This is a genomic window from Xanthomonas sp. NCPPB 3005 (assembly GCF_041228095.2).
GTDB classification, from domain to species: domain Bacteria; phylum Pseudomonadota; class Gammaproteobacteria; order Xanthomonadales; family Xanthomonadaceae; genus Xanthomonas_A; species Xanthomonas_A bonasiae.
The window spans coordinates 415,356-437,849 of record NZ_CP166096.2 but is presented as its reverse complement, the minus strand read 5'-3'; the positions used below and the strand labels follow the sequence as shown (position 1 = coordinate 437,849).

General features: G+C 69.2%; 18 protein-coding genes. 5 read left to right on the top strand and 13 right to left on the bottom strand.

Annotated elements, in window-relative coordinates; genetic code table 11:
* Positions 1 to 21: 21 nt before the first annotated feature.
* Positions 22 to 1,545, bottom strand: a complete 1,524-nt coding sequence (gene katB, locus AB8810_RS02015) for a catalase (RefSeq protein WP_206229334.1) — start codon at positions 1,543 to 1,545, stop codon at positions 22 to 24.
* Between the two features lie 292 nt (positions 1,546 to 1,837).
* Between katB and AB8810_RS02010 the strand changes: the two genes are divergently transcribed.
* Positions 1,838 to 3,103, top strand: coding sequence for an alginate lyase family protein (locus tag AB8810_RS02010; RefSeq protein ID WP_369915409.1), 1,266 nt, complete (start codon positions 1,838 to 1,840; stop codon positions 3,101 to 3,103).
* Positions 3,104 to 3,121: 18 nt separating this feature from the next.
* Here AB8810_RS02010 and dinG read toward each other — a convergent pair whose 3' ends face one another.
* From dinG to aroE, 4 genes are all read right to left on the bottom strand, one after another.
* Positions 3,122 to 5,251 (bottom strand): ATP-dependent DNA helicase DinG, encoded by a 2,130-nt coding sequence (dinG, locus tag AB8810_RS02005; RefSeq protein WP_369915408.1) that lies wholly within the window; start codon positions 5,249 to 5,251, stop codon positions 3,122 to 3,124.
* Between the two features lie 56 nt (positions 5,252 to 5,307).
* Positions 5,308 to 5,655 carry a hypothetical protein gene (locus tag AB8810_RS02000; protein ID WP_191825907.1) on the bottom strand — a complete coding sequence of 116 codons (348 nt, stop codon included), beginning with the start codon at positions 5,653 to 5,655 and terminating at the stop codon, positions 5,308 to 5,310.
* A gap of 80 nt (positions 5,656 to 5,735) precedes the next feature.
* A complete protein-coding gene (locus AB8810_RS01995; protein ID WP_191825908.1) occupies positions 5,736 to 6,062 on the bottom strand; it encodes a hypothetical protein in 327 nt (108 codons plus the stop codon).
* A 43-nt stretch (positions 6,063 to 6,105) separates the two neighbouring features.
* Complete coding sequence (gene aroE / locus AB8810_RS01990; protein WP_369915407.1) at positions 6,106 to 6,954, bottom strand: shikimate dehydrogenase; 849 nt, start codon at positions 6,952 to 6,954, stop codon at positions 6,106 to 6,108.
* 52 nt (positions 6,955 to 7,006) lie between these two features.
* On the opposite strand from aroE, the gene AB8810_RS01985 reads away from it, so the two are divergent.
* Positions 7,007 to 7,906, top strand: coding sequence for a PD40 domain-containing protein (locus AB8810_RS01985; protein WP_206229329.1), 900 nt, complete (start codon positions 7,007 to 7,009; stop codon positions 7,904 to 7,906).
* 224 nt (positions 7,907 to 8,130) lie between these two features.
* Here AB8810_RS01985 and AB8810_RS01980 read toward each other — a convergent pair whose 3' ends face one another.
* Positions 8,131 to 10,635 (bottom strand): PepSY domain-containing protein, encoded by a 2,505-nt coding sequence (locus AB8810_RS01980; protein WP_369915406.1) that lies wholly within the window; start codon positions 10,633 to 10,635, stop codon positions 8,131 to 8,133.
* Positions 10,636 to 10,831: 196 nt separating this feature from the next.
* Between AB8810_RS01980 and AB8810_RS01975 the strand changes: the two genes are divergently transcribed.
* Positions 10,832 to 11,584: a DNA/RNA non-specific endonuclease gene (locus AB8810_RS01975; RefSeq protein WP_179571030.1), complete on the top strand. Its 753-nt coding sequence runs from the start codon at positions 10,832 to 10,834 to the stop codon at positions 11,582 to 11,584.
* Between the two features lie 184 nt (positions 11,585 to 11,768).
* Here the strand turns inward: AB8810_RS01975 and AB8810_RS01970 are convergent, their stop codons facing one another.
* A complete protein-coding gene (locus AB8810_RS01970) occupies positions 11,769 to 12,656 on the bottom strand; it encodes a LysR family transcriptional regulator (RefSeq protein ID WP_179571031.1) in 888 nt (295 codons plus the stop codon).
* Positions 12,657 to 12,749: 93 nt separating this feature from the next.
* Between AB8810_RS01970 and AB8810_RS01965 the strand changes: the two genes are divergently transcribed.
* A complete protein-coding gene (locus tag AB8810_RS01965) occupies positions 12,750 to 13,754 on the top strand; it encodes an NAD-dependent epimerase/dehydratase family protein (RefSeq protein ID WP_179571032.1) in 1,005 nt (334 codons plus the stop codon).
* Positions 13,755 to 13,910: 156 nt separating this feature from the next.
* Here AB8810_RS01965 and hemB read toward each other — a convergent pair whose 3' ends face one another.
* Both hemB and AB8810_RS01955 read right to left on the bottom strand, forming a co-directional pair.
* Positions 13,911 to 14,903: a porphobilinogen synthase gene (gene hemB / locus AB8810_RS01960; protein ID WP_179571033.1), complete on the bottom strand. Its 993-nt coding sequence runs from the start codon at positions 14,901 to 14,903 to the stop codon at positions 13,911 to 13,913.
* A gap of 209 nt (positions 14,904 to 15,112) precedes the next feature.
* Complete coding sequence (locus tag AB8810_RS01955) at positions 15,113 to 15,361, bottom strand: hypothetical protein (protein ID WP_053839316.1); 249 nt, start codon at positions 15,359 to 15,361, stop codon at positions 15,113 to 15,115.
* Positions 15,362 to 15,538: 177 nt separating this feature from the next.
* On the opposite strand from AB8810_RS01955, the gene AB8810_RS01950 reads away from it, so the two are divergent.
* On the top strand, positions 15,539 to 16,012 hold the full coding sequence (locus AB8810_RS01950) for a hypothetical protein (RefSeq protein WP_179571034.1): 474 nt from the start codon (positions 15,539 to 15,541) through the stop codon (positions 16,010 to 16,012).
* Positions 16,013 to 16,677: 665 nt separating this feature from the next.
* Here AB8810_RS01950 and AB8810_RS01945 read toward each other — a convergent pair.
* The 4 genes from AB8810_RS01945 to AB8810_RS01930 form a co-directional block, all read right to left on the bottom strand.
* Complete coding sequence (locus tag AB8810_RS01945; RefSeq protein WP_369915404.1) at positions 16,678 to 18,471, bottom strand: DUF885 domain-containing protein; 1,794 nt, start codon at positions 18,469 to 18,471, stop codon at positions 16,678 to 16,680.
* Positions 18,472 to 18,760: 289 nt separating this feature from the next.
* Entirely contained in the window at positions 18,761 to 19,351 is a 591-nt protein-coding gene (locus AB8810_RS01940) for a cytochrome c oxidase assembly factor Coa1 family protein (RefSeq protein WP_179571036.1), read from the bottom strand.
* A gap of 39 nt (positions 19,352 to 19,390) precedes the next feature.
* Positions 19,391 to 21,622 (bottom strand): S9 family peptidase, encoded by a 2,232-nt coding sequence (locus AB8810_RS01935; protein ID WP_179571037.1) that lies wholly within the window; start codon positions 21,620 to 21,622, stop codon positions 19,391 to 19,393.
* A 75-nt stretch (positions 21,623 to 21,697) separates the two neighbouring features.
* Positions 21,698 to 22,387: a glutathione binding-like protein gene (locus AB8810_RS01930; RefSeq protein WP_179571038.1), complete on the bottom strand. Its 690-nt coding sequence runs from the start codon at positions 22,385 to 22,387 to the stop codon at positions 21,698 to 21,700.
* Positions 22,388 to 22,494 lie beyond the last annotated feature (107 nt).

Genomic DNA, 22,494 nt, shown 5'->3' with positions numbered 1-22,494 from the left:
GCCGCGCTGCGCAGCGAACGATCAATCCTGCAACTGCGCGGCCAGCTGCTTGACCCGCGCCAGATCGCCCTTGGCGACACGGGCGACACCGCTGCCGTAGGCCGGATCGGCCTTGTACAGGAACGACAGCATGATGTGCTTGCTGGCGTCGTCGGTGCCGGCCAGCGATTCGCCGAAGCTCTGGATCAGGTCCTGCTGCTCTTTCTTGCTGTAGCTGCGGAACAGATCGCCGGCCTGCTTGAAGTTCTGCTCGCGGACGATCTTCGCCTGCTGGGTGGTGCCCGACAGCGGCAGCTGGCTGTAACGCGCGTTCGGATCCTGCGGACGCGGGCTGAGCCGGCTCGGTTCGTAGTTGACGCCGCTGGCGGTGGCGCCGGCGTTCATCGCGCCGTCCTGATTGCCGTTGTTGACCGCCACCAGTGGCCGGTTCACCGGCAGGCTCAGGCCGTTGGTGCCGACGCGGTACAGCTGGGTGTCGGCATAGGAGAAGATGCGACCCTGCAGCAGCCGGTCTTCCGACGGTTCGATGCCCGGCACCAGGTTGGCCGGCGCCATGGCCACCTGCTCGGTCTCCTGGAAGAAGTTGTCCACGTTCCTGTTCAGCACCATCTGCCCGATCTTGCGCTCGGGGACGTCGGGCCAGATCTTGGTCGCGTCCAGCGGATCGAAGTCGAACTTGGCCAGGTCTTCCGGCTTCAGTACCTGGATGTACAGGTCCCACTTCGGATAGTCGCCCTGCTTGATCGCGCCGACCAGATCGTTGGTCAGGTGGCTGTAGTCCTTGCCCTGCACCTGCGCCACCTGCTTCGGATCCAGGTTCTTCAGGCCCTGCAGTGACTTCCAGTGGAACTTGACGTAGTGGACCTCGCCCTGCGCGTTGACCAGCTTGTAGGCATGCACGCCGTTGCCGTCCATGAAGCGGTAGCCGGCCGGCGTGCCTTCGTTGGAGTACAGCAGGGTCAGCGTGCGCGTGGCTTCGGGCACGTGCGAGAAGAAATCGAAGCGGCGCGAATCGTCGTCCAGGTTGGTGCGCGGATCCGGCTTGAACGCATGCACCATGTCCGGGAACTTGATCGCATCGCGGATGAAGAAGGTCGGGAAGTTGTTGCCGACCAGGTCCCAGTTGCCTTCGCTGGTATAGAACTTGGTGGCGAAGCCGTGCGGGTCGCGCAGCGTCTCCGGCGAATGGTTGCCGTGCACCACCGAGGAGAAGCGCACGAACACCGGGGTCTTCGCGCCGGCAGCGAATACCTTGGCCTTGGTCAGGTCGGAGATGTCGGCGCTGGCGGTGAACTCGCCATGCACGCCGGTGCCGCGCGCATGCACCACGCGCTCGGGGATGCGCTCGCGGTCGAAGCGCTGCAGCTTCTGGATCAGCTGCACGTCCTGCAGCAGGGTCGGGCCGGTGGCGCCGGCGGTCTGCGAGTTCTGGTTGTCGCCGACCGGCGCGCCGTTGTCGCGCGTGAGCGTGGACTGCGCGAACCCGGCGGGGACGATCAGGGTCTGCGACAGCAGGGCGAGCACCAACAGTGTTCCAGGGCGCATGGCGTCAGCTCGTGTTGAGGGAGCTGAATGATGGCGGTAGCGTCGTGCGCGGAGAATTCGTTAGTTGCTATGGAAGCGATAGGCGCGGCAGATACAGCGACGGCGATGTGATTGCGGTCTCCGATAGCGTGGGCGATGCATTGCAGGTTCGACGACACACATCGCATGCGCAGCGCAGCAACGGAAAACCGACATCAAAATGTAGACGATGCCGGCGAACCTGCCGTGCCGCGCGCGCCGAGCGCGGCCGCCGTGCGCGCATCGCGCGCCCCCCCCAACCCAGGAGATTCCGATGCATGACCACACGACTGTGCGTGTAGAAGAGCGCCGTTCGCGCACGCGCGGCGCGCTGCGCTGGATCGCGCTGTTGCTGCTGTGCATGGCCGCCCTCGTCGCCGAAGCCGATGCAGCGACCCGGACCTTCGCACATCCCGGCTTGCTGCACAGCGCACAGGATCTGGCCCGTATCCGGGAAAAACTCACCCTCTCCGCCGCCCCCTGGCAAGCAGGATGGGAACGCCTGATCGCCAACCCGCATGCCTCGCTGGACTGGAAGCCACGCCCCGTGGAGATCGTCTATCGTGGCTACGACGGCCAGCATCCGGAGAACTACGTGCAGCTGTACCGGGATGCCGCGGCCGCCTATGCATTGGCGCTGCGCTGGAAGCTCGGCGGCGACAGCCGCTATGCCGACAAGGCGGTGGAGATCATGAATGCCTGGTCGGGCAAGCTCACCGCGATCCGCGGCACCAGCGACGCGGCGCTGGCCGCCGGCATCTACGGCTACGAATTTGCCAACGCCGGCGAACTGATGCGCGACTACACCGGCTGGAACGGGGATGACTTCAATCGCTTCAAGCGGATGCTGCTGGACGTGTTCTATCCGATCAATCACGACTTCCTGGTCCGCCACAACAACGCGCAGATCGACCACTACTGGGCGAACTGGGATCTGGCGCAGCTCAATGCGATCCTCGCCATCGGCGTGCTCACCGACCGCGCGGATCTGTACGACGAGGCGATCGACTACTTCAAGCACGGCGCCGGCAACGGCAGCCTGGCCAAGGCGATCTGGAAGCTGTATCCGGCGCAGGGCATGGGCCAGGTGCAGGAGAGCGGACGCGACCAGGGCCATGCCACGCTGGTGATCGCGCTGCTCGGTTCGCTGTGCCAGATGGCCTGGAGCCAGGGCGATGACCTGTTCGGCTACGACGACAACCGCGTGCTCAAGGGCGCCGAATACGTGGCCGCCTACAACGTCTGCGACACCGATGGCGACCGCTGCGACGACACCCTGGCGCTGCCGTACACCCCCTACAGCAACAGCGACGTCACGCAGACGACGCTCTCGCCGAACGGGCGCGGCGCGCTGCGCCCGGAATGGGAGCTGCTGTACAACCACTACGTGGTGCTGAAAGGCCTCAAGGCACCGTACCTGACCAGATTCGCCGCCAAGGTCCGCGCCGAGGGCGGCGGCGGCGACTACGGCCCCAACAGCGGCGGCTACGACCAGCTCGGCTACGGCACCTTGCTGTACAGCCTGCAGCCGACGCCATAGCGCCGGCCTTCGCGATCGCTACCCGATCACCCGCTTGAACGGCGGCAGCGCATCGATGATGCGCTTGCCGTAACGCTTGGTCAGCAGGCGCGAATCGAGAATGATGACTCGGCCGTGGTCGCTGGAACTGCGGATCAGGCGGCCGGCGAACTGGGTCAGCGTGCGCAGCGCGTGCGGCACCGCGATCAGGTTGAAGGCGTTGAGGCCGCGGCTTTCGAACCACTCGCCGAGCGTGGCGGTCTGCGGGTCGGTCGGCACCGCAAACGGCACCTGGGTGATGACCACGGTGGTGCAGGCCTCGCCCGGCAGGTCCAGGCCTTCGCCGAAGGAATTCAGGCCGAACAGCACCGAGCCCTCGCCGGCGCCGATGCGGCGCATGTGCTCGCCGATCATCTGCGACTTGGAGCCATCGCCCTGCACCAGCACGCGGTTGCGCTGCGCGATCGGCAACAGGTCGGCGACCTTGAGCATCTTCCAGCGCGAGGTGAACAGCACGATCGAGCCCTTGCCCCAGTCCAGCTCCTTGACCAGGTAGCGCGCGACCTCGCGCGGATGGCCTTCGCGGTCGTCCGGCGCCACCGGGAATTTCGGCACGATCAGTTCGGCCTGGTTGGGCAGGTCGAACGGCGAGGACAGCGACACCATTTCCGCATGCGCGGGCAGGCCGTTGTCGATCGCCAGCGCCTGGAAGTCGCCGCCGCCGGTCAGCGTGGCCGAGGTCAGCACCGCCGAGTCCACTTCGCTCCACAGCAGCGCGCGCAGCACCTGTGCGGCCGACACCGGCGAGCAATGGCAGACCAGGTCGGCATCGCGCGACAGGGTGATCCAGCGCGCCATCGGCGCCTGCCCGTCCTGGTCCTCGCGGCGCCAGCCCAGCCATAGCGCGTATTGCTGCTCGACCATCTCCAGGGCCATGCCCAGGCTGCGCTGCAGGCGCTCCTTGGCCGCGTCCTCCTGCTTGGACTTGGCCACCAGCTGATGCGCGGCCTGCACCCAGTTGAGCAGCGCGGCGGTGTCCTGCGCCTGCGCATCGATGAAGGGTTTCCAGTCCTCGGGCAGGCGCCCGTTGGGCGCGCGCCACATCGGTTCTTCCTGGCCCGGGTCCGGCACCCAGGCGCGTTCGATCTCGGCGCGGAAGCTCTTCAGCCCCTTGCTGACCTGGGTCGCCAGTTCGATCGCTTCGTTCGGCAACTGGTTGCCGATGGTGTCCTTGTCGGCCAGCCGATAGGCGGCGCCGACCAGCGCCTGCAGGCGGCCGGTGCGCCGCGCCATGTCGTCCAGCGCCAGGTTGGCCGCGCCCTGGTCGATGGCGACGCCGGCGATGTGGTGGCCTTCGTCGAGCACCAGCAGCATGTCCGCCGGCGGCGCGATCAGCGGCTGGCCGTTGTCGCTGTCGCCCAACGCCAGCGCCGACAGCAGCAGCGCATGGTTGGTGACCACGATCTGCGCATCGCGCACGTCGCTGCGCGCCTTCAGCACCGGGCACTGCACCGCGAACGAGCAGCGGCGTCCGGCACAGCCGGCGGCGTTGGTGGTGATGCGCGCGCGCAGCGACGCCGGGATCGGTTCCGGCGCAGCGTCCAGGTCGCCGTTCCAGGTCTTGTCGGCGTAGGCCTTGGCCAGCGTGCGCGCCTGCTCGGCCTCGGCCGGGCTCAGCGGGCGGTCGTACAGCGGCGCCTCGTCCTCGAACATGCTGTTCTGCGCGGCGTCGCCATGCAGCTCGGCGACGTTGCGCGCGCACAGGTAGCGGGTGCGGCCCTTGGCCAGCGCCACCGTCGCCTCGATGCCGGTGGCCTTGAGGAAGGCGGGAATGTCGCGTTCCACCAATTGCGACTGCAATGCCACGGTGCCGGTGCTGATCACCAGCTTCTTCTTGCTGGCCAGCGCGATCGGCACCCCGGCGGTGAGATAGCCCAGGCTCTTGCCGACGCCGGTCGGCGCCTCGGCCACGCCGACGCCGCCGGAGGTGCCCAGCGCGCGCGAGACCACGCCGATCATCTGGCTCTGCGCGCGGCGCACCATGAAACCGGGCGTGTTGGCCTGCAGCTTGGTGTAGGCGTCGCGGATCGCCAGCTTCATCGGCTCGGTCAGCTGGCGCTGGGGGGTGTCGGCTGCGCGGGCCGCGGCCGCTGTGGCGTCATCGTTCATGCCGGCATTTTCTCACGTCTGGTCGCAACTACCGCGACCGGGCATGCGCCTGCCGATCAGCCCGGTGCGCTCTGCTTGCGCGGCAGGGTCAGCCACAATGCCTGCAGCAGCAGCGCCAGGCCGATGGCGAACAGAAGATCCTGCAGCAGCTTGATCGCGGTGTCCGCCCACATGTCGCCGGAGAAACCGGTGATCAGCCGCACCACGCCCACCACTGCCACCAGAAACATCGGCAGCATCACGTTGGCCAGCAGCACCACCAGCCCCCACTGCAACAGGGTGCGCGGGCGGCCGGGTGCGCAGCGCAACAGCAGCAGGAAGCCGAGCAGCAGGATGCCGAACTTGGCGGCCAGGCCGACACTCCCGGCCACCAGCGCAAAATCCACGAAATGGTTAAGGCGCATCGCGATCGTTCCGGCTACGGCAGGCGTGACCACATGGTAGCAACACCGACAGCTGCTGCGACCAACGCGGACGGCCCGTGCTAGCGCGGCAAGGCAAACCGCAGCGCCAGCACCACCAGCAGCATCGCCACCGCATGCAGCAGGGTGAACACCGCCTGCAGCATGCCGTACCAGACGGCGTAGCTGGAGAAGCTCCCGCCCTGCGCGACGACCCACATCGGCAGCAGCGAGGTCACCGTGCCGCACAGCCCGCCGAGCAGCAGCAGGCTCAAGCCCCACAGGCCCAGCGTGCGGGCGCGGCCGGGGCGGCGCGTGGCCAGCAGCACCAGACCGGTGCCGAGCACGATCAGGATCGGCAGCTGGAAGCCCACCGTGGTCAACAGCTGCATCACGAATCCATCGTCCATCGGAATCTCCGTCTAGCCACGAAAACAGCGCCGGGGCGCAAGATCAGTCGGCGCTGACCAGCACCGCGTCGCGCGCGCGCAGCGCGGCGTAGACCGGGTCGGTGTCCGGGCGCACGCCGTGCCAGCGCTCGAAGCTCTCGGCCGCCTGCTCGACCAGCATGCCCAGCCCGTCCACGGTATCGCGGCAGTGCGCCGCACGCGCCCAGGCCAGGAACGGAATCGCGACCTCGCCGTAGTTCAGGTCCACCGCCAGGGTCATGCTGTTGACCAGCGACAGCGGCAGCGAGAATCCCGCGCTGTCGTCGCGGCCGGCGGCGGTGGCATTGACGATCAGTTCGAAGTCGCCCAGTTCGCGCAGGTCTTCCCAGTAGCGGGAAATGGCCCGCGCCGGTTCGCCCAGCGCATCGACCAGCGCATCGGCGCGCTCGGGCGACCGGTTGACGATCAGCAACTGCTGCACGCCGGCCTCCAGCAGCGCCGGCGCCACGCCGCGCGCGGCGCCGCCGGCACCGATCAGCAGCGCGCGGCGGCCGCGCAGGTCCAGGCCGTTGCGCCCGGTCAGGTCGCGCACCAGGCCGGCGCCGTCGGTGTTGTCGCCGTGCCACTGCCCGTCGCGGAAGCTGAGCGTGTTGACCGCCCCGGCGCGCTGCGCGCGCTCGCTGTGGACCACGCTCAGCGCGTATGCGGCTTCCTTCAGCGGCAGGGTCACGTTGGCGCCCACGCCACCTTCCGCGGCAAAGGCCGCCAGCGCCGCCGCGAAGCCGTCCGGCAGGGCGTCGATCGCGTCGTACTGCAGGGCGATGACGGTCTGCTTGGCGAAGTCGGCATGGATGCGCGGCGACAGCGAATGGGTGACGGGATGGCCGAACACGGCATAGCGGGATGTGGGCATGGAACGCTCGTTGGTTGTTTTAGACTGGTCGCGACATCCGAAGGAATCCGACATGCGGACCCCCGCCCTGCCGCTCGCGCTGGCCGCGAGTTTACTCTGCGCGCCGCCGGCGTTCGCGCTTTCCGAGTTCGGCATCGAGGGCATGGGCGTGGTCTCGACCAAGGCCGACGAGACCCGCGCCAGCGTTTCCGCCGACGGACGACGCATCGTCTGGGCCAGCCCCGACCGCGCCGGCGGGCCCGGCGGCGGCGACCTGTGGCAGGCCACGCTGCGCGACGGACGCTGGGTCGACCCGCAGCCGTTGCCGGCGCCGCTGAACTCGCCCGATGCCGATGGCGACCCGTTCTTCAGCGCCGACGGGCGTTGGCTGTACTTCGCCTCCGACCGCGCCGGCGGCCACGGCGGCAGCGACCTGTACCGCGCGCCGGTGCTGGCCGACGGCCGCTACGGCCCGCCACAGAACCTTGGCGCGGCGGTGAACTCGCGCGGCGACGAGCGCGCGCCGACCCTGTCGCTGGACGGCACCCGGCTGCTGTTCGCCAGCGACGGCCACGGCGGCGCCGGCGGCATGGACCTGTTCGTGGCGCGGCTGCAGGGCCAGGCCTTCGGCCAACCGCAGGCGCTGGATGGGATCAACAGCGCCGACGACGAAACCGACGCGGCCTGGCTGGGCGACGGCCGCGCGCTGGTGTTCGCGCGGGCGCGCAAGGCGCAGGGCGCGCAGCTGTTGCTCGCGCAGTGCGCCGGTGGGCACTACGTGCAGGCGCAGCCGCTGGCGCTGTCGTTCAACGGCGCCGACGGCGACACCCGCGGTGCGGTGCTGGATGCCTCCAAGCCGACCGAGCTGCTGGTGGTCGGCAGCGCGCGCGCACCGAAGGCCGGCAAGCTCGACGTGTACCGGATGAAGGCACCGGCTGCGAGCGGCAGCGGCGATTGTGCGGGTGCGCGCTGACGGCGACGGCTTCGCTGACGAAGCCTGCGCGTGCTGGCATCTCCGTTTCCACGCGATCGCTGATGCAGTTGGTCGCGGCTGAAGCCGCTCCTACAAAAAGCCGCGCGCCTCCGCTGCCTTTGTAGGAGCGGCTTCAGCCGCGACAGACGCAGCGGTGGAAACAACGCCACCGAATTCGATCCGGGGCCGAGCACTCCCCCAAACCGCTCCACCTGCCTCAGACCTCAATACACATCGCGCCGATACCGCCCATCCGCGCTGAGCGCATCCAGCGCATCCTCACCCAGCATCTCGCGCAAGGCCGCATCCACGCCGCGGGCCATGCTGTCCAGGCTGCCGCAGACGTGCAGCGTGGCGCCGCGCGCGAGCCAGGCGCGCACTTCGTCGGCGGCGTCGCGCAGGCGATCCTGCACGTAGAGCTTGTCCGGCTGGTCGCGCGAGAACGCCAGGTCCAGCCGCTGCAGGTGGCCGCTGTCCCGCCATGCCTGCAGTTCCGCAGCAAACAGCGCGTCGTGCGCGGCATTGCGTTCGCCGAACAGCAACCAGTGCCCATGCACACCGGCCTGCTCGGCTTCGCGCAGCAGGCTGCGCAGGCCGGCGATGCCGGTGCCGTTGCCGATCAGCAGCAAGGGGGCGGCGCCGTGTCGGCGGAAACCGGGGTTGGCGCGCACCCGCGCCTGCACCGCGGTACCGAGCGGCGCGTGCAGGCACAACCAACCCGAGCCCAGGCCGGCGCTGCCGTCGTCGCGCCGGGTCAGGCGCACCACCAGTTGCAGCAGGCCGTCGGCCGGCACCGAGGCGATCGAGTATTCACGCAGCGGCAGCGGCGGCAGCGCATCCAGCCAGGCCTGCAGATCGTGCGTGTCCCCGGGCGGCACCAGTTCGCGATCGGCCAGCGCCGCCTGCAACGGCAGCGGCACGCCAGCGGCGCGCAGCGGCGTGTCCGCTGCCAGGCCATGCGCGGCCAGCCAGGCGCGCACGGCATCCGCGGCGTGACACGGTTGCACTTCCAGGATGTCGCCCGCCTGCCACTGCGCCTGTGCCGGTAGCGCCAGATCGATGCGCCACACCGGCGCGCCGGCACTGCCGGGGTTGAGCAGGGTGCGTCCGGCCAGGCGCCATTCCAGCGCCGGCGGCGCCTGCAACTCCGGCGCCGCGTCCGCCACACCGGTGACCGCGGACAGCTGCCGCTGCCACTGCGCCAGCGCCTGCGGATCGGCGTTGTCCACCTCCACCGCCGGGAACAGCGCCTGCGCGCCCTGCGCGGCCAGCCACTGCTCCAGCCGGCGCGAGAATCCGCAGAAGCGCGCGTACTGACGATCGCCCAGGGCCAGCAGCGCATAGCCGAGGTCGGGCAGCGCCTGCGCCTGGCGCAGCACCTTCTTCTCGAAGGCGCGCGCCGGGTCCGGCGCTTCGCCGTCGCCGAAGGTGCTGACCACGAACAGCGCGCGCCGCGCACCGCGCAACTGCGCCGCATCCAGCTGCGCCAGCGACTGCACCTGCACCGGCACGCCGGCCGCCTGCAGCTGGCCGGCGGCCTGCCAGGCCAGCCGTTCGGCGAATCCGCTCTGGCTGGCGAACCCCACCAGCCACGGCTCGGCGGCGTCCAGCACGGGCGACGCCAGATCGCGCCGCGCCGTGTGCAACGCGCGCTTCTTGCGTCGCCGGTCCAGGTACAACAGCCAGCCGGTGACGAAGAACAGGGACATGCACAGGCTCGCCAGCATCACCACCACGCGCCCGGCCAGGCCGAAGAAGCTGCCGGTGTGCAGGGCGAACACGCTGCTCAGCAATTGCCGGCCCAGCGGCTGCTGCCGGTAGTCCAGGCGGCGCAGGATGCGGCCGCTGCGCGGATCGATCTCCAGGCCGTCGAAGGCCCGGCTGTGCACCGGATCGGCGGCCAGGTAGCGTGCGATGAGCGGCTGCCCGGGGCGACTGGGCAGGCGCAGGTCCAGATAGGCGCGGCGCACGTCCGGCAGCGCATCGAGCGTGGCCTGCAGCCGCGCATAGTCCACCGCCGGCGGCTTGCCGCCACGGCCGCCGCCCTCGTTGTCCGCGCGTTCGCCGCCGAGCACCGCCACCAGCCCTTGCCGGTACCAGTCGTAGGACCAGTACAGCCCGGTCAGCGCGATCGACAGGTAGATCGCCAGGCACCAGGTGCCGATCACCGAATGCAGGCTCCACAGGAAACTGCGGCCCTGCCGCTTCCATTCCACCACCCACCACGCGCGCCAGCTCCACCACTGCCGCGGCCAGCGCAGGTACAGCCCGGACAGACAGAAGAAGAGCAGCGCGATCGCGCAGGCGCCGGTGACCGCCTTGCCGCGTTCGCCGGCGGCCAGGCGCCGATGCAGGTCCTCGACGAAGGCGAAGAAACCGGTCAGCCGCGGCTCCGCCACCGTGCGTCCGGTATAGGGATCGAAGTACAGGCGTCCGCCGTCGCGGCCGGCCAGGCGCACGTTGGACGGACGCGTGCCGGTGGGGTCGATCAACATGCGCGTGGTGCGGTGCGTGCCGCCCAGGTCCAGACGCCGCGCCAGCTCGGCCAGCGGCAACGGCGACTCGCCGGCCGCATGGCGCGCGGCCGCCTCGGCCAGCGGCGGGTTGGCCCAGCGTACGATCTCGTCCTCGAACGCCAGCGTGGCCCCGCTCAGGCCCATCACCGACAGCACCAGCCCGGCGCTGATGCCGAACAGCCAGTGCAGCTGGAACAACAGCTTCTTGGTCACGGCGCAGGACACGTTCGGAAGGCGGCCGCGCATTGTAAATGAGAACGCTTATCGGATCCGCCTCGAGCCGGCCCGCGTCGTCTACCCGCAAACGTGACCGGCAGCGCGTTTGCCATGCGCGACACATCCAACAGTCACCGTAACGACATCGCCCCTCGCCAGTTTCTTCACTCCCCCTTGGCTAGCGAGGTACGCGATGTCCTTCTCCCTGCGCGGTTGTCTGGTTCTGCTTGCGTTGTTCACGGCCCAAACGGCGATGGCCGCCACCAGTTGCGCCACGCTGTACGCAGGCGGCAAACCGCCGAGCGTGGACGCCTCGCTGACCGCCCGCACCACCGAGGTCTGCCACACCGAATACGCGATCCTGGCCTCGGGCGTGACCAAGGGCCCGCTGTACTCGGCCGAGCACCTGACCGACCAGCAGGTCGCCGGCGCCGAGGCGATCGGCCGGGTCGGCTCGTTCCACGAGGAAACCGCCATTCCCGCCGCCGACCGCTCCAAGAGCTCGGACTACACCAACACCGGGTTCGACCGCGGCCACATGACCCCGGCCGGCGACGCCTCGACCGAGAGCTCGGAGAAGGAGACCTTCTCGATGGCCAACGTGGTCCCGCAGGACCACAAGCTCAACACCGGCGAATGGGCGCGGATCGAAGAGCAGGTGCGGCAGCTGGCCAAGCAGCGCGGCGAGATCTACGTGGTCACCGGCCCGGCCTTCGACGACAACGTGACGACCATCGGCACCGACAAGGTGGAAGTGGCGGACTACGTGTGGAAGGCAGTGTACGAGCCGGGCGTGGGCGCGGCCGCGTACCTGTGCGTGAACGACGACAGCATCACCTGCGATGTGGTGTCGATCGACGACGTGATCACCATGGCCAGCGTCGACCCGTTCCCGTCGATCTCCGCGGCGATGAAGTCCACGCCGATCGCGTTGACGATGCCCTGAAAGCCGGGATTGGGGATTCGGGATTGGGGATTCGTAGCCGCATCGCCTACTGAGACTGTGTCGATACCGTAGTTGCATGTAGCGCTGCGAAGGCGGTCTGCAGATGCATTCGCACGCGCAGACCGCATTTCCGCAGACAGGCGGCTCGCCCATCGAATCACCAGCGAATCGCCGCGCGCGTCGCTCAGGCCACGTGCGCGGTCATCGCTTCCACCAGCGCCGCGAACACGGCGCTGCAGGCCGCGCTGCCGCGCAGGTCCTGGTGCATGGTGATCCAGGTCTCCAGGCCCAGCCGCACCTGCTGCGGCAGCACCGGCAGCAGGCTCGGCGTGCGCCGGGCCAGGGCCGCCTGGAAGAAGCCGATGCCGCAGCCGGCGCGGATCAAGGCCAGCTGCGCCAGGTCGCTGTCGGCACGCAGCGCGAACGCCTCGCGGCGCCACTGCGGCAGCCCGGTGCGCGCGGCGCGCAGGAACGGCGTCTCCGCATCGAAGCCGACCAGTGCGTGCTGCCCGAGTTCGTCCAGGTCTTGCGGCGTGCCATGCCGTGCCAGGTAGTCGCGATCGGCGTACAGGCCGATCGCGATCTCACCGATGCGGCGGGCGATGAGCGGATCCTGTTGCGGCCGGGTCATGCGTACCGCCACATCGGCTTCGCGGTGCAGCAGGTCCTGCACGCGGTTGCTCAGTACCAGTTCCAGCCGCAGCTGCGGATGCGCGCGGCGCAAGCCGGCCAAGACCGGCGGCAACACTTCCGCGCCGATCACCTCGCTGGCGGAGATCCGCACCGTGCCCTGCACCGCTTCGCCGTGGCGGCCGGCCGCGCGCTGCAGCGACGCGGCGATGCTGCGCATGGCCTGGGCATGGCCGCGCAGCGCCAGGGCCGCGTCGGTCGGCAGCAATCCGCTCTGCGAGCGCACGAACAACGGCACCGCCAGCGCCTTTTCCAGCGCCGCCACATGCCGTCCCACGGTGGGCTGGGTCAGGTCCAGCGCACGTGCCGCCGCGGACAGCGACCCCTCCTCCAGCACCGCGAGGAAAGACCGGTACAGCTCCCAACCGATGGCATTGTCCATACATAAATGTATAGCCGATCGCCGATGTTCGCCAATTCCTTTGCTATGCGGCGGTGATCACACTGATCGCATTCCCCGCAACGGAGTCCCCGCATGACAACGACATCCACCGCCCTGGTCCTGGGCGCCAGCGGCGGCATCGGCGGCGAGCTGGCGCGCCAGCTGCGCGACGCCGGCTGGCAGGTGCGCGCCCTGCAACGCGGACTCGCGGCCGCCAGCGACACCCGCGACGGCATCCACTGGCTGCGCGGCGACGCGATGCGCCGCGAGGACGTGCTGCAGGCGGCGCGCGGCTGCGCGGCGATCGTGCATGCGGTCAATCCGCCCGGCTACCGGCGCTGGGCCGAGCTGGTGCTGCCGATGATCGACAACACGATCGCCGCGGCCTGCGCCGAGGGCGCGACCATCGTGCTGCCGGGCACGGTCTACAACTACGGCCTCGATGCCTACCCGGCGCCGGACGAAGACGCCGCGCAGACCCCGGCTACGCGCAAGGGCGCGATCCGGGTCGAGCTGGAGCGGCGCCTGCAGGCTTCGACCGCGCACGGTACGCGGGTCATCGTGGTGCGCGCCGGCGACTTCTTCGGCCCACGCGTGGGCAACAGCTGGTTCGCGCAGGGACTGGTGAAAGCAGGGCAGCCGATCGCCAGCGTGACGCTGCCGGGCGATCCCGGCATCGGCCATCAATGGGCGTACGTGCCGGACGTGGCGCGGACCATGCTGCGCTTGCTGCAGCAGCGCGATGCGCTTCCGGCGTTCGCGCGGCTGCACATGGACGGACACTGGGACGCCGACGGCACGCAAATGGCGGCGGCGATCGCACGCGCACTGCACCGCCACGGCATGGCGCCGCCACGGACCCGCCGCTTCCCGTGGTGGCTGCTGACCCTGGCCATGCCCTTCTGGCCGCTGGCGCGCGAACTGCGCGAGATGCGCCCGCTGTGGCGCCATCCGCTGCGCATGCGCAATACGCGCCTGCTACAGACGCTCGGCGAAGAGCCGCACACGCCGCTGGACGACGCGGTGGAGGCGACATTGCTCGGGTTGGGCTGCCTGCCGGCAGCGGCTTCCATGCCGATGGCGCATCCGTCCGCGTAAATGCATCACCGACGCCCGCACGTTTTTGCCTGCGCGCATCATGCCGTCGTAGGAGCGGCTTCAGCCGCGACAGGGTGCTACCGGTAGAGCCCTGTCGCGGCTGAAGCCGCTCCTACAACAAAGCGGCATGATCTGAATCGCAAGAACGCTACCGCCTCAGCGCGCCTCGCGCAGCCAGCGCGCCACCTGCGGCGCGAAGTAGGTCAGCACGCCGTCGGCGCCGGCGCGCTTGAACGCCATCAGCGATTCCAGCACGCACTTGCGCTCGTCCAGCCAACCGTTGGCGAAGGCGGCCTTGAGCATCGCGTACTCGCCGCTGACCTGGTAGGCGAAGGTCGGCACGCGGAATTCGTCCTTCACCCGCCGCACCACGTCCAGGTACGGCATGCCGGGCTTGACCATCACCATGTCGGCACCTTCCTCCAGGTCCAGCGCGATTTCGCGCATGGCCTCGTCGCCGTTGGCCGGGTCCATCTGGTAGGTGCTCTTGTCGGCCTTGCCGAGGTTGCCGGCGCTGCCGACCGCGTCGCGGAACGGGCCGTAGAACGCCGAGGCGTACTTGGCCGAATAGGCCATGATGCGCACGTGCAGATGCTCCTCGGCATCCAGCGCGCGGCGGATCGCGCCGATGCGCCCGTCCATCATGTCCGAGGGCGAGACGATGTCCACGCCGGCCTGCGCGTGCGACAGCGACTGCTTGACCAGCGCTTCGACGGTGATGTCGTTGAGCACGTAGCCACGTGCGTCGATGATGCCGTCCTGGCCGTGGGTGGTGTACGGATCGAGCGCCACGTCGGTCATCACCCCCAGTTCGGGGAAACGCGCCTTCAGCGCGCGCACCGCGCGCTGCGCCAGGCCGTCCTCGTTCCAGGCCTCGGCCGCGTCCAGGCTCTTGCCGGACGGGTCGATCACCGGGAACAGGTCGATCACCGGGATGCCCAGTTCCAGCGCGGTCTCGGCTTCCTTCAGCAGGTCGTCGATCGACAGCCGCTCCACGCCGGGCATCGAGGCGATCGGCGCGCGGCCTGGCAGTTCGTGCACGAACACCGGCCAGATCAGGTCGTCGGCGGTCAGGGTGTTCTCGCGCATCAGCCGGCGCGAGAAGTCGTCGCGGCGCATGCGCCGGGGGCGGTAATGGGGATGGGCCACGCGAGGCTCCTGCAGGGACGGGTCGGACGTCGCGCACGCGGCACTGCGAGGCGACGCCCGGTCTGCCGAGCCGCGCCGCACGCACCGGCGCGAACGGTGACGGCCACCGCAGCGGTCGTCACCGCCGAATTTTACGCCTGCCGGCCGCAGATGGACGGGAACTGCTGCAACACAGCATGCCGCCGTGCCCGGCATGCGCCGGCATGCCGTTAGATCACTCCGCCTCCCAGGCTAAGCCGGATCACCCCGACCACGATCACCAGGCCGTTGAGGATCAGCCCGGTCTTGGCGCGACCGCGGTTCGGGGCCGAAGTGAACAGCAGCCCGATCGCGGCGATGATCGCGCCGACCGCGGCGAACGGGATCACGAACCAGTTGCCCCAGCCCAGCAGCGGGATGAAGGCCAGGATCATCCACAGCAACGCCACGATGCCCCACAACAGACTGATCAAGCCCATGCCGTCGCCCTACGCTGAATGCCAGTGCGCACCATAGCGCGCGGCCCCGGCGGCGCAAGCCAACTCTTGGCACGGGACTCACGGCGGGCGTGCCACGGTGGCGGCGATGGCGGGTGCGCCGCGGTTCACCGATCGCGCCTATCATCGCATCGTGAACCGATTCCCAGGGGTGATGCCATGAACGTCCGACCGCTATTGCCGCTGGCGCTGCTGTTCGCGCTGGCCGGCTGCGCCAGTTCCTCCAAGGTGATGGTCGGCGCGCCGCGCCCCCCGATCGACCCGGCCCTGGTCCAGATCTATTCGACCCCGCCGCTCGGCGCGGTCGACATCGCCCAGCTCGAATCGTCCAGCGCGGCCGGCTTCGGCACCCAGGGCCAGACCGATGCGGCGATGGCCCGGCTCAAGCGCGAGGCGGCCAAGCTCGGCGCCAACGGCGTGGTACTGATGGGCGTGGCCTCGCAGCGCTCCGGCGGCGGCGTGTCGGTGGGCGCCGGCAGCTACGGCGGCCACGTCGGCGGCGGCCTGGGCATCGGCATCCCGACCACGCAGAAACGCGCCGCCGGCATGGCGATCTGGGTGCCGCCGGGGGCGCAGGTGCCGAAGGCGCAAGAGCCACAGCCCCAACCGCCGTTGCCGGCGCAGGAACGCTGAGCGTCTTGGGAGAGTGATCCCGGCGGTTTCCGCCTCCTCGGCGTCCGGCTTCACCCTGCCCTGAGTCGCCGCGGCGGCCCAGGCACAGACGACCGCCGTCCGGGAACCCTTGGTAAGCTATTGGCCGGGTTATAGTATTCCCCGACCCTCGGGCATTGCAGGGGATGGATCCGGACCCGCGAGGGCAGTGACCCGTCATTGGTGTTAGCGCCCGGGATGGACCGTCATTGACAGAAGGACTCGTTATGAAGCGCTGGATATGGATATTGGTCGCGTTCTTCGGACTGCAGGGCACGGCCAAAGCAGTGGGCCCTTATGTGGAGTTTGCTTGCCGCGACAATGACCCCTTCGTGTTCTGTACCCAAGGCTGCAAGGACGGCGACAAGAACTGGATCCCGATAAGTCCAAGCAGCGGGACTTGGGTAGCGGTGCCTGGATATTGCCCTTACCCAACCACTGGCGCCTGCTGCATCGGAAATGTCTGCTTCCTGCCATGGACGCAAACTGCAGTGACCGCTGTCGGGCAGTACATGGCCATGTGTCCCATAGGCGGCGGAAAAGCAAGCGACTGGAAGAACACGGACGGGCGGCGCCCTGAGAGCGTCCCGGAAGATCACTGAAGTCCGACCGTGCCGCTGCGCGGTCGGCGCAGCGGCACGGTTCCATCACTTCCGTTGTGCCGGGACGAACACCTCGTCCACCGCAGTCGCCAGTTGGTCCGGCGGCAGCAGGCCCTGGTCCAGCAGGAAGTTGTTGAACTTGAGCCGGTCGAACTTCGCGCCCAGCGCCAGTTCGGTGCGCATGCGCAGTTCCATGATGCGGCTGTAGCCATAGAAATAGCTGCCGGCCTGGCCGGGCGCGCGCATCATGTAGCGGTCCAGTTCCTGCCGCGCCATCGCCGGCGACAGGCCGACGTCGTTCTCCAGCACCAGGCGCGCGCGTTCGCGGTCGGTCAGGCCCAGGTTGAGCATCGGGTCGAGCATGGCGCGCGCGGCGCGCAGCAGGCGGAACTGCAGCGCGATCAGCTGCCCGTCCAGCGGTTCGTACGGCACCATTTCGGCCTCGGCGTACAGCGCCCAGCCTTCGACGTTGACCGAATTGAACGCGAACATGCTGCGCGCCAGGGAGACGCCGCGCTCGACCATCGCGGTGAACTGCAGTTCGTGGCCGGGCCGGCCCTCGTGCGCGCTCAGCGTCCACGCCGCCGAGCCGAAGTTGAAGTCGTCGTAGTGCTCGCCCTTGCCGGCGGTATCCGGATTGCCCAGCGGCAGCACGAAGGTGCCCTGCTCGCCGGTATTGCCGACCAGCGGCGCCGGACGGAAATGCGGCGCCGGTTGCGCCGCGCTCTCGGCCGCCGACCCCAGCCGCATCTGCATCGGCCGCTGCGGCACATCGACGATGCGCTGCTGGCGGATGATCGGATCGATCTGCGCGATGACGTCGCGGTAATGGGTTTCCAACTGGTCGTTGGCGATGGTGTCGCGCTTGAGCGCTCGGATCACCGCGCGGTAGTCGCCGGGATTGTCGACCTTCAGGCCCTGGGCCTTGGCCACCAGCGGCGCCAGCTGCTGCATCGCCGCGCGGGTCTCCATGAATTCCAGTTGCGCGCGCTGCATCAACAGTTGCGGCGCGATGTCGATGCCGACCTGCTTGAGCTGGAAGGCGTACAGCTCCGGCGGCAGGCGCGCGTCCTCGCGCGCCTTCGGCAGCACCACCTTGCGCGTCCAAGCGGCGTAGTCCTTGAACTGTTTGTCCATCGCCGCCAGCGCCGGTTCGGCGCCGTCGATCTTGTAGGTCGCGAACAGTTCGCGAATGCCCTTGGCGTAGGTGTCGACGTTGCTCAAGGCCTGCTCGACCTCGCGTCGGGTCGGCGGCAGCAGCGCGCCGTTGGCCAGCTTTTCCTCGTAGCGCTGGCGCGCCAGCACGAGCGAGGAGGTGCTGCCGGGCGCCAGGCCGACATAGCGCTGCAGCCGGTCCAGCGCCTTGGCCCGGCGCGCCGCCGGCACCTGTTCGGACAGCAGATTGTTGAGGCCGCCGAACACCATCTGCGGCGCATCCTGCCACGGCAGCAGCAGGCGTTCGTTCAACGCGCTGCCTTCGGCGGCCTGGTCGGCGGCATGGATCATGATCGCCAGGTCCTGGCGCACGTTGGGATCGCGCTCGACCTCCAGCTTCTCCTGCAGCGCGCGCCGGGCCTTGCCGATCGCGTCGCGATAGCGGCGGGCATTGTCCGGCCCCAGGTCGGCGACCTTGTCGTCGTAGCCCGGCACGCCGAAGAAGCTCACCTCCTCGGGTTGGAACGGCGCCTGCGCCTGCAGCAGGATCTGCGCGAAGTCGTTGCTGCGCTTCACCCATGCCGGGCCGGCGGCCTCGGCCGAAGCGGCGGCGGGCGCGGCCTGCGCGAGGACAGGCAACGGCGCGACCAGGGCCAGCGCGATGGCGAGGACGAGTGGCTTCATCGGTGAATCTCCAGCGGGACGATGCGGCGACCGTACGCGGCGCGCGCACGGCCGGCAAGCTGCCGTAGGTCATGGCCGCGTCGGGCGGCCAGCGATCGCGCGCGACACGAAGCGACCAGGGCCGCCGCTGCAGGCTCGCGAATCGTAGACACGGCCACACCGTCTGCGGACGGCAGCACGGCGACAGCGCGATGCCCCGCATCCACCCTGCCCGCGCAACGCAGCGACGCGACGGCTTCGGCCACGCGGCGTGGGTGCCACTGCGCCGCATGCCGCGGCGGCGCGGAGCTTATTGCGTGCTGTCCGCCTCGGCCGGCGCAGCCGGATCCGCGTCGGTCTGCACCTCGTTGACGGCATCCGCGTCGGAATCGGACTCGGCATCGGTTTCGATGGCGTCGTCCACTCCGGACTCGACATCCTCGAGCAGCGGGATCGCCTCACCGGCGTCGGGCAGCACCTGCAGCGTCGTGTAGTGCCATTCGCCGGCATGGCGCTCGGCTTCGATGTACAAGGTGCCGTTGCCGCGCGCGCCGTGCAGCGACACGCTGAGATTGGCGCTGCCGGTGCCGTTGCTGGTGGAAATGCTGCCGCTGGGCATGATCCCGTCCTTGACCGGCGCGCCCAGCGCAGCGATGACCCGCTGGTCGAGCTGCGCGGCCATCAGGCCGACGCGGTACGGCTCGGACGACTTGGTGACGCGTGCGATGCCCATCACGAACACCGCGATCGAGGCCAGCAGCATTGCGCCCAGCAACAGCACCACCAATGGCACCGCCCATTTCCAGTGGCGTGCCCACCAGCCCTTCCGGGCCGCCACCGGCGGCGCGGCGGCGGCGGGGTCAGACACGGGCGAACCGGGTAACGGCGGCGGCGTGGACATGCAGAACTCCTTTTCGGCGAAAGACGGTGCGGGTGGCGCTCAGGGCTTCAGGCAACGCGCCAGGAACGCTTCGGTGGTGCGGTAGCGGTGCAGCGCATTACTGCCGGACAGGCCGTGCTTCGCCCCAGGATAAGTCATCAGCTCGAACAGCTTGCCGCGCTTCTGCAGCTCGCTCATCAGCGAGGTGGAGTTGGTGAACAGCACATTGTCGTCGGCCATGCCGTGGATCAGCAGCAGCGGCGAATTCAGGCCATCCAGATGCGCGGCCACGCGGCCGTCGCGGTAGCCGTCGGGATTGGCCGCGGGCAGGTTCATGTAGCGCTCGGTGTAGTGGCTGTCGTACAGCCCCCAATCGGTCACCGGCGCGCCGGCCACGCCGCAGGCATAGGCCTCGCTGTGCTTGGCCAGCAGCATCAGGGTCATGTAGCCGCCGTTGGACCAGCCGTACACGCCGATGCGCGCGGCATCCACCCACGGCTGCGCCTTCAGCCAGGCGACGCCGCGCAGCTGGTCGTCCACTTCCACCGTGCCCTGCCGCTGGTACAGCGCACCGCCGAAGTCGCGGCCGCGGCGCGGCGTGCCGCGGTTGTCGACCGAGAACACGACATAGCCGTGCTGGGCCAGGTACTGGTCGAACAGCGCGTCGCCGCGCACCGGCCAGCCGTCGAGCACGGTCTGCGCGGCCGGGCCGCCGTAGACGTACACCACCACCGGATAGCGCTTGGCCGGATCGAAGTCGGCGGGCTTGGTCAGCCGGTAGTGCAGCGGCGTCTTGCCGTCGGCCGCGGTCAGGTGGCCGAACTCGACCGGACGCTGCGCGTCGCGGTACCTGGCGTAGGGATGCTGCGGATCGGCCAGATCGTTGACCAGCAGTGTGGCGATCTTTTCGCCACTGGCGCGGAACAACTCGATCTGCGGCGGCGTGGCGGTGTTGGACCAGCTGTCGACGTAGACGCTGGCGTTCTTGGCGAAGCTGGCCGCATGCGTGCCGTTGGGCTTGGACAGCTGCTCGATCGCGCCGCCGTCCAGCGGCACCGCGTAGAGCTGGGTCTGGGTCGGCGACTCCCTGGTCGCGGAGAAGTAGACCTTGCCGGCGCCTTCGTCCACCGCCAGCAGCTCGTCCACGATCCAGTCGCCGTGGGTCAGCGGAACCAGTTTGCGTCCGTCTTCCGAGGCCAGGTACAGGTGCTCGTAGCCGCTGCGCTCCGAGCCCCACACGAAGCGCCCGTCCTTGAGGAAATGCAGGTCGTGGTTGAGCGGCACCCAGGTCTTGCTGGTCTCGGTGACCAGCACCCGCTGCTTGCCGCCGGCCAGGGTCGCTTCGATCAGTTCGAGCTTTTTCTGGTCGCGCGACTGCCGCTGGAAGGTCAACCGCTGCGCATCGCGCCAGTCCACCCGCGCCAGGTAGATGTCCGGATTCTTGCCCAGGTCGATCCACTGCGGCTGCGCGCCGGCGCGCGGCGCGATCGTGCCCAGCTGGATCCTGACGTTGGGCTGCCCGGCCTGCGGATAGCGCTGCTCGATCACCTCGGTGTGGTCGGCATACACCTCCGGGCGCTTCTGCACCGGCACGCCGGATTCGTCGATGCGCGCGAAGGCGATCGCCGAGTCGTCCGGCGCCCACCAGTAGCCGGTGTGGCGGTCCATCTCCTCGTCGGCGACGAACTCGGCCACGCCGTTGCCGATGGTGTCGCTGCCGTCGCGGGTCAGCTGGTGCTGCTGGCCGCTGGCCAGATCGATCACCCACAGGTTGCGCGCACGCACGAAGCTGACGTAGCCGCCCTTGGGCGAGATCTTCGGATCGGTGGCGAAGCCCTCGCCCTGGGTCAGCTTGCGCACCGCGGCGCTGCCGGTCTTGCGCAGGTCGTACAGATACAGCTCGCCGCCGAGCGGGAACAGCAGCGCATGCGCATCCGGCGCCCACTGGTAATCGACGATGCCGGCATAGGCGGAAATGCGCTGGCGCTCGCGCCGCGCCTTCTCCTCGTCGCTCAGCGTCTCGGTGCCGGGCAGCACCACCTTCGAGTCCACCAGCAAGCGGGTCTGGCCGCTGGCGATGTCGTATTCCCACAGGTCCAGCTGGTTGCGGTCGCTGTCCTTGCCGCGCAGGAAGGTCACCCGCGAACCGTCGGGCGCGACCTGCGGCTTCATCAGGGTCGGCCCCGACAGCGGCTTGCTGCCGGTGATGGCCTCCAGGGTCAGTTTTTCGGCGTGCGCGGGAACGAGGGACGTGGCGAGCATGAGGGCGAGAGCGGCGAACACAGAGCGCATGAAGGTTCCTGGCGTGGCACTAGCGCGCAAGGATGCGCGCGTGCCGGCGGTTTGAGAAGCGTGACGCGGACAGGCTCAGCGCTTGCCGAACAGATGCTTGCGTTCGGCGTCGCTGAGCGGCTTGCCGGCGTCCGGATTGACCTGCTGCTTCAGCGCGTAGGCGCGCTGCGTGGCCGGGCGTGCGCCGATCGCATCGTGCCAGCGCTTGAGGTGCGGGAACGCGGCGTAGTCGGGGGTGAGCCCGTTGTACACCTCGATCCACGGATAGCTGGCCATGTCGGCGATGCCGTACTCGGCGCCGGCCAGGTACTCGCTGTGCGCCAGGCGCTTGTCGAGCACGCCGTGCAGGCGCCTCACCTCGGCGTTGTAGCGGTCGATCGCGTAGCCGATCTTCTCCGGCGCATAGACATTGAAGTGGCCCATCTGCCCGCTCATCGGGCCGAGCCCGGCCATCTGCCAGAACAGCCACTCCAGCGCGACGATGCGCCCGCGCGGATCGGCCGGCAGGAAGCGCCCAGTCTTCTCGGCCAGGTACAGCAGGATCGCGCCGGATTCGAACACGCTCTGCGGCGCGCCGCCGTCGGCCGGCGCATGGTCCACGATCGCCGGCATCTTGTTGTTCGGCGAGATCGCCAGGAACTCCGGCGCGAACTGCTCGCCGGCGCCGATGTTGACCGGCTTGATGGTGTAGTCCAGGCCGGCTTCCTCGAGCAACAACGTGACCTTGTGGCCGTTGGGCGTGGGCCAGTAGTACAGATCGATCATGGCGGCGGTCCGGAAACGGGGGCGTCCAGTGTAGCCGCGCCGTGCGCTTGGCAGCATCACGGCGGGCCAGTACCCTGCGCCTTCCTGCAACGCAGCATTCGATACCA

What these genes read in the sequence shown, in the direction of transcription:
- AB8810_RS01935 (WP_179571037.1), bottom strand. Translation starts at nt 21,622, where the DNA reads ATGCGCTCTGTGTTCGCCGCTCTCGCCCTCATGCTCGCCACGTCCCTC.
- dinG (WP_369915408.1), bottom strand. Translation starts at nt 5,251, where the DNA reads ATGAACGATGACGCCACAGCGGCCGCGGCCCGCGCAGCCGACACCCCC.
- AB8810_RS01955 (WP_053839316.1), bottom strand. Translation starts at nt 15,361, where the DNA reads ATGGGCTTGATCAGTCTGTTGTGGGGCATCGTGGCGTTGCTGTGGATG.
- aroE (WP_369915407.1), bottom strand. Translation starts at nt 6,954, where the DNA reads ATGCCCACATCCCGCTATGCCGTGTTCGGCCATCCCGTCACCCATTCG.
- AB8810_RS01940 (WP_179571036.1), bottom strand. Translation starts at nt 19,351, where the DNA reads ATGTCCACGCCGCCGCCGTTACCCGGTTCGCCCGTGTCTGACCCCGCC.
- AB8810_RS01985 (WP_206229329.1), top strand. Translation starts at nt 7,007, where the DNA reads ATGCGGACCCCCGCCCTGCCGCTCGCGCTGGCCGCGAGTTTACTCTGC.
- AB8810_RS01930 (WP_179571038.1), bottom strand. Translation starts at nt 22,387, where the DNA reads ATGATCGATCTGTACTACTGGCCCACGCCCAACGGCCACAAGGTCACG.
- katB (WP_206229334.1), bottom strand. Translation starts at nt 1,545, where the DNA reads ATGCGCCCTGGAACACTGTTGGTGCTCGCCCTGCTGTCGCAGACCCTG.
- AB8810_RS01995 (WP_191825908.1), bottom strand. Translation starts at nt 6,062, where the DNA reads ATGGACGATGGATTCGTGATGCAGCTGTTGACCACGGTGGGCTTCCAG.
- AB8810_RS02000 (WP_191825907.1), bottom strand. Translation starts at nt 5,655, where the DNA reads ATGCGCCTTAACCATTTCGTGGATTTTGCGCTGGTGGCCGGGAGTGTC.
- AB8810_RS01945 (WP_369915404.1), bottom strand. Translation starts at nt 18,471, where the DNA reads ATGAAGCCACTCGTCCTCGCCATCGCGCTGGCCCTGGTCGCGCCGTTG.
- AB8810_RS01970 (WP_179571031.1), bottom strand. Translation starts at nt 12,656, where the DNA reads ATGGACAATGCCATCGGTTGGGAGCTGTACCGGTCTTTCCTCGCGGTG.
- AB8810_RS01965 (WP_179571032.1), top strand. Translation starts at nt 12,750, where the DNA reads ATGACAACGACATCCACCGCCCTGGTCCTGGGCGCCAGCGGCGGCATC.
- AB8810_RS02010 (WP_369915409.1), top strand. Translation starts at nt 1,838, where the DNA reads ATGCATGACCACACGACTGTGCGTGTAGAAGAGCGCCGTTCGCGCACG.
- AB8810_RS01950 (WP_179571034.1), top strand. Translation starts at nt 15,539, where the DNA reads ATGAACGTCCGACCGCTATTGCCGCTGGCGCTGCTGTTCGCGCTGGCC.
- AB8810_RS01975 (WP_179571030.1), top strand. Translation starts at nt 10,832, where the DNA reads ATGTCCTTCTCCCTGCGCGGTTGTCTGGTTCTGCTTGCGTTGTTCACG.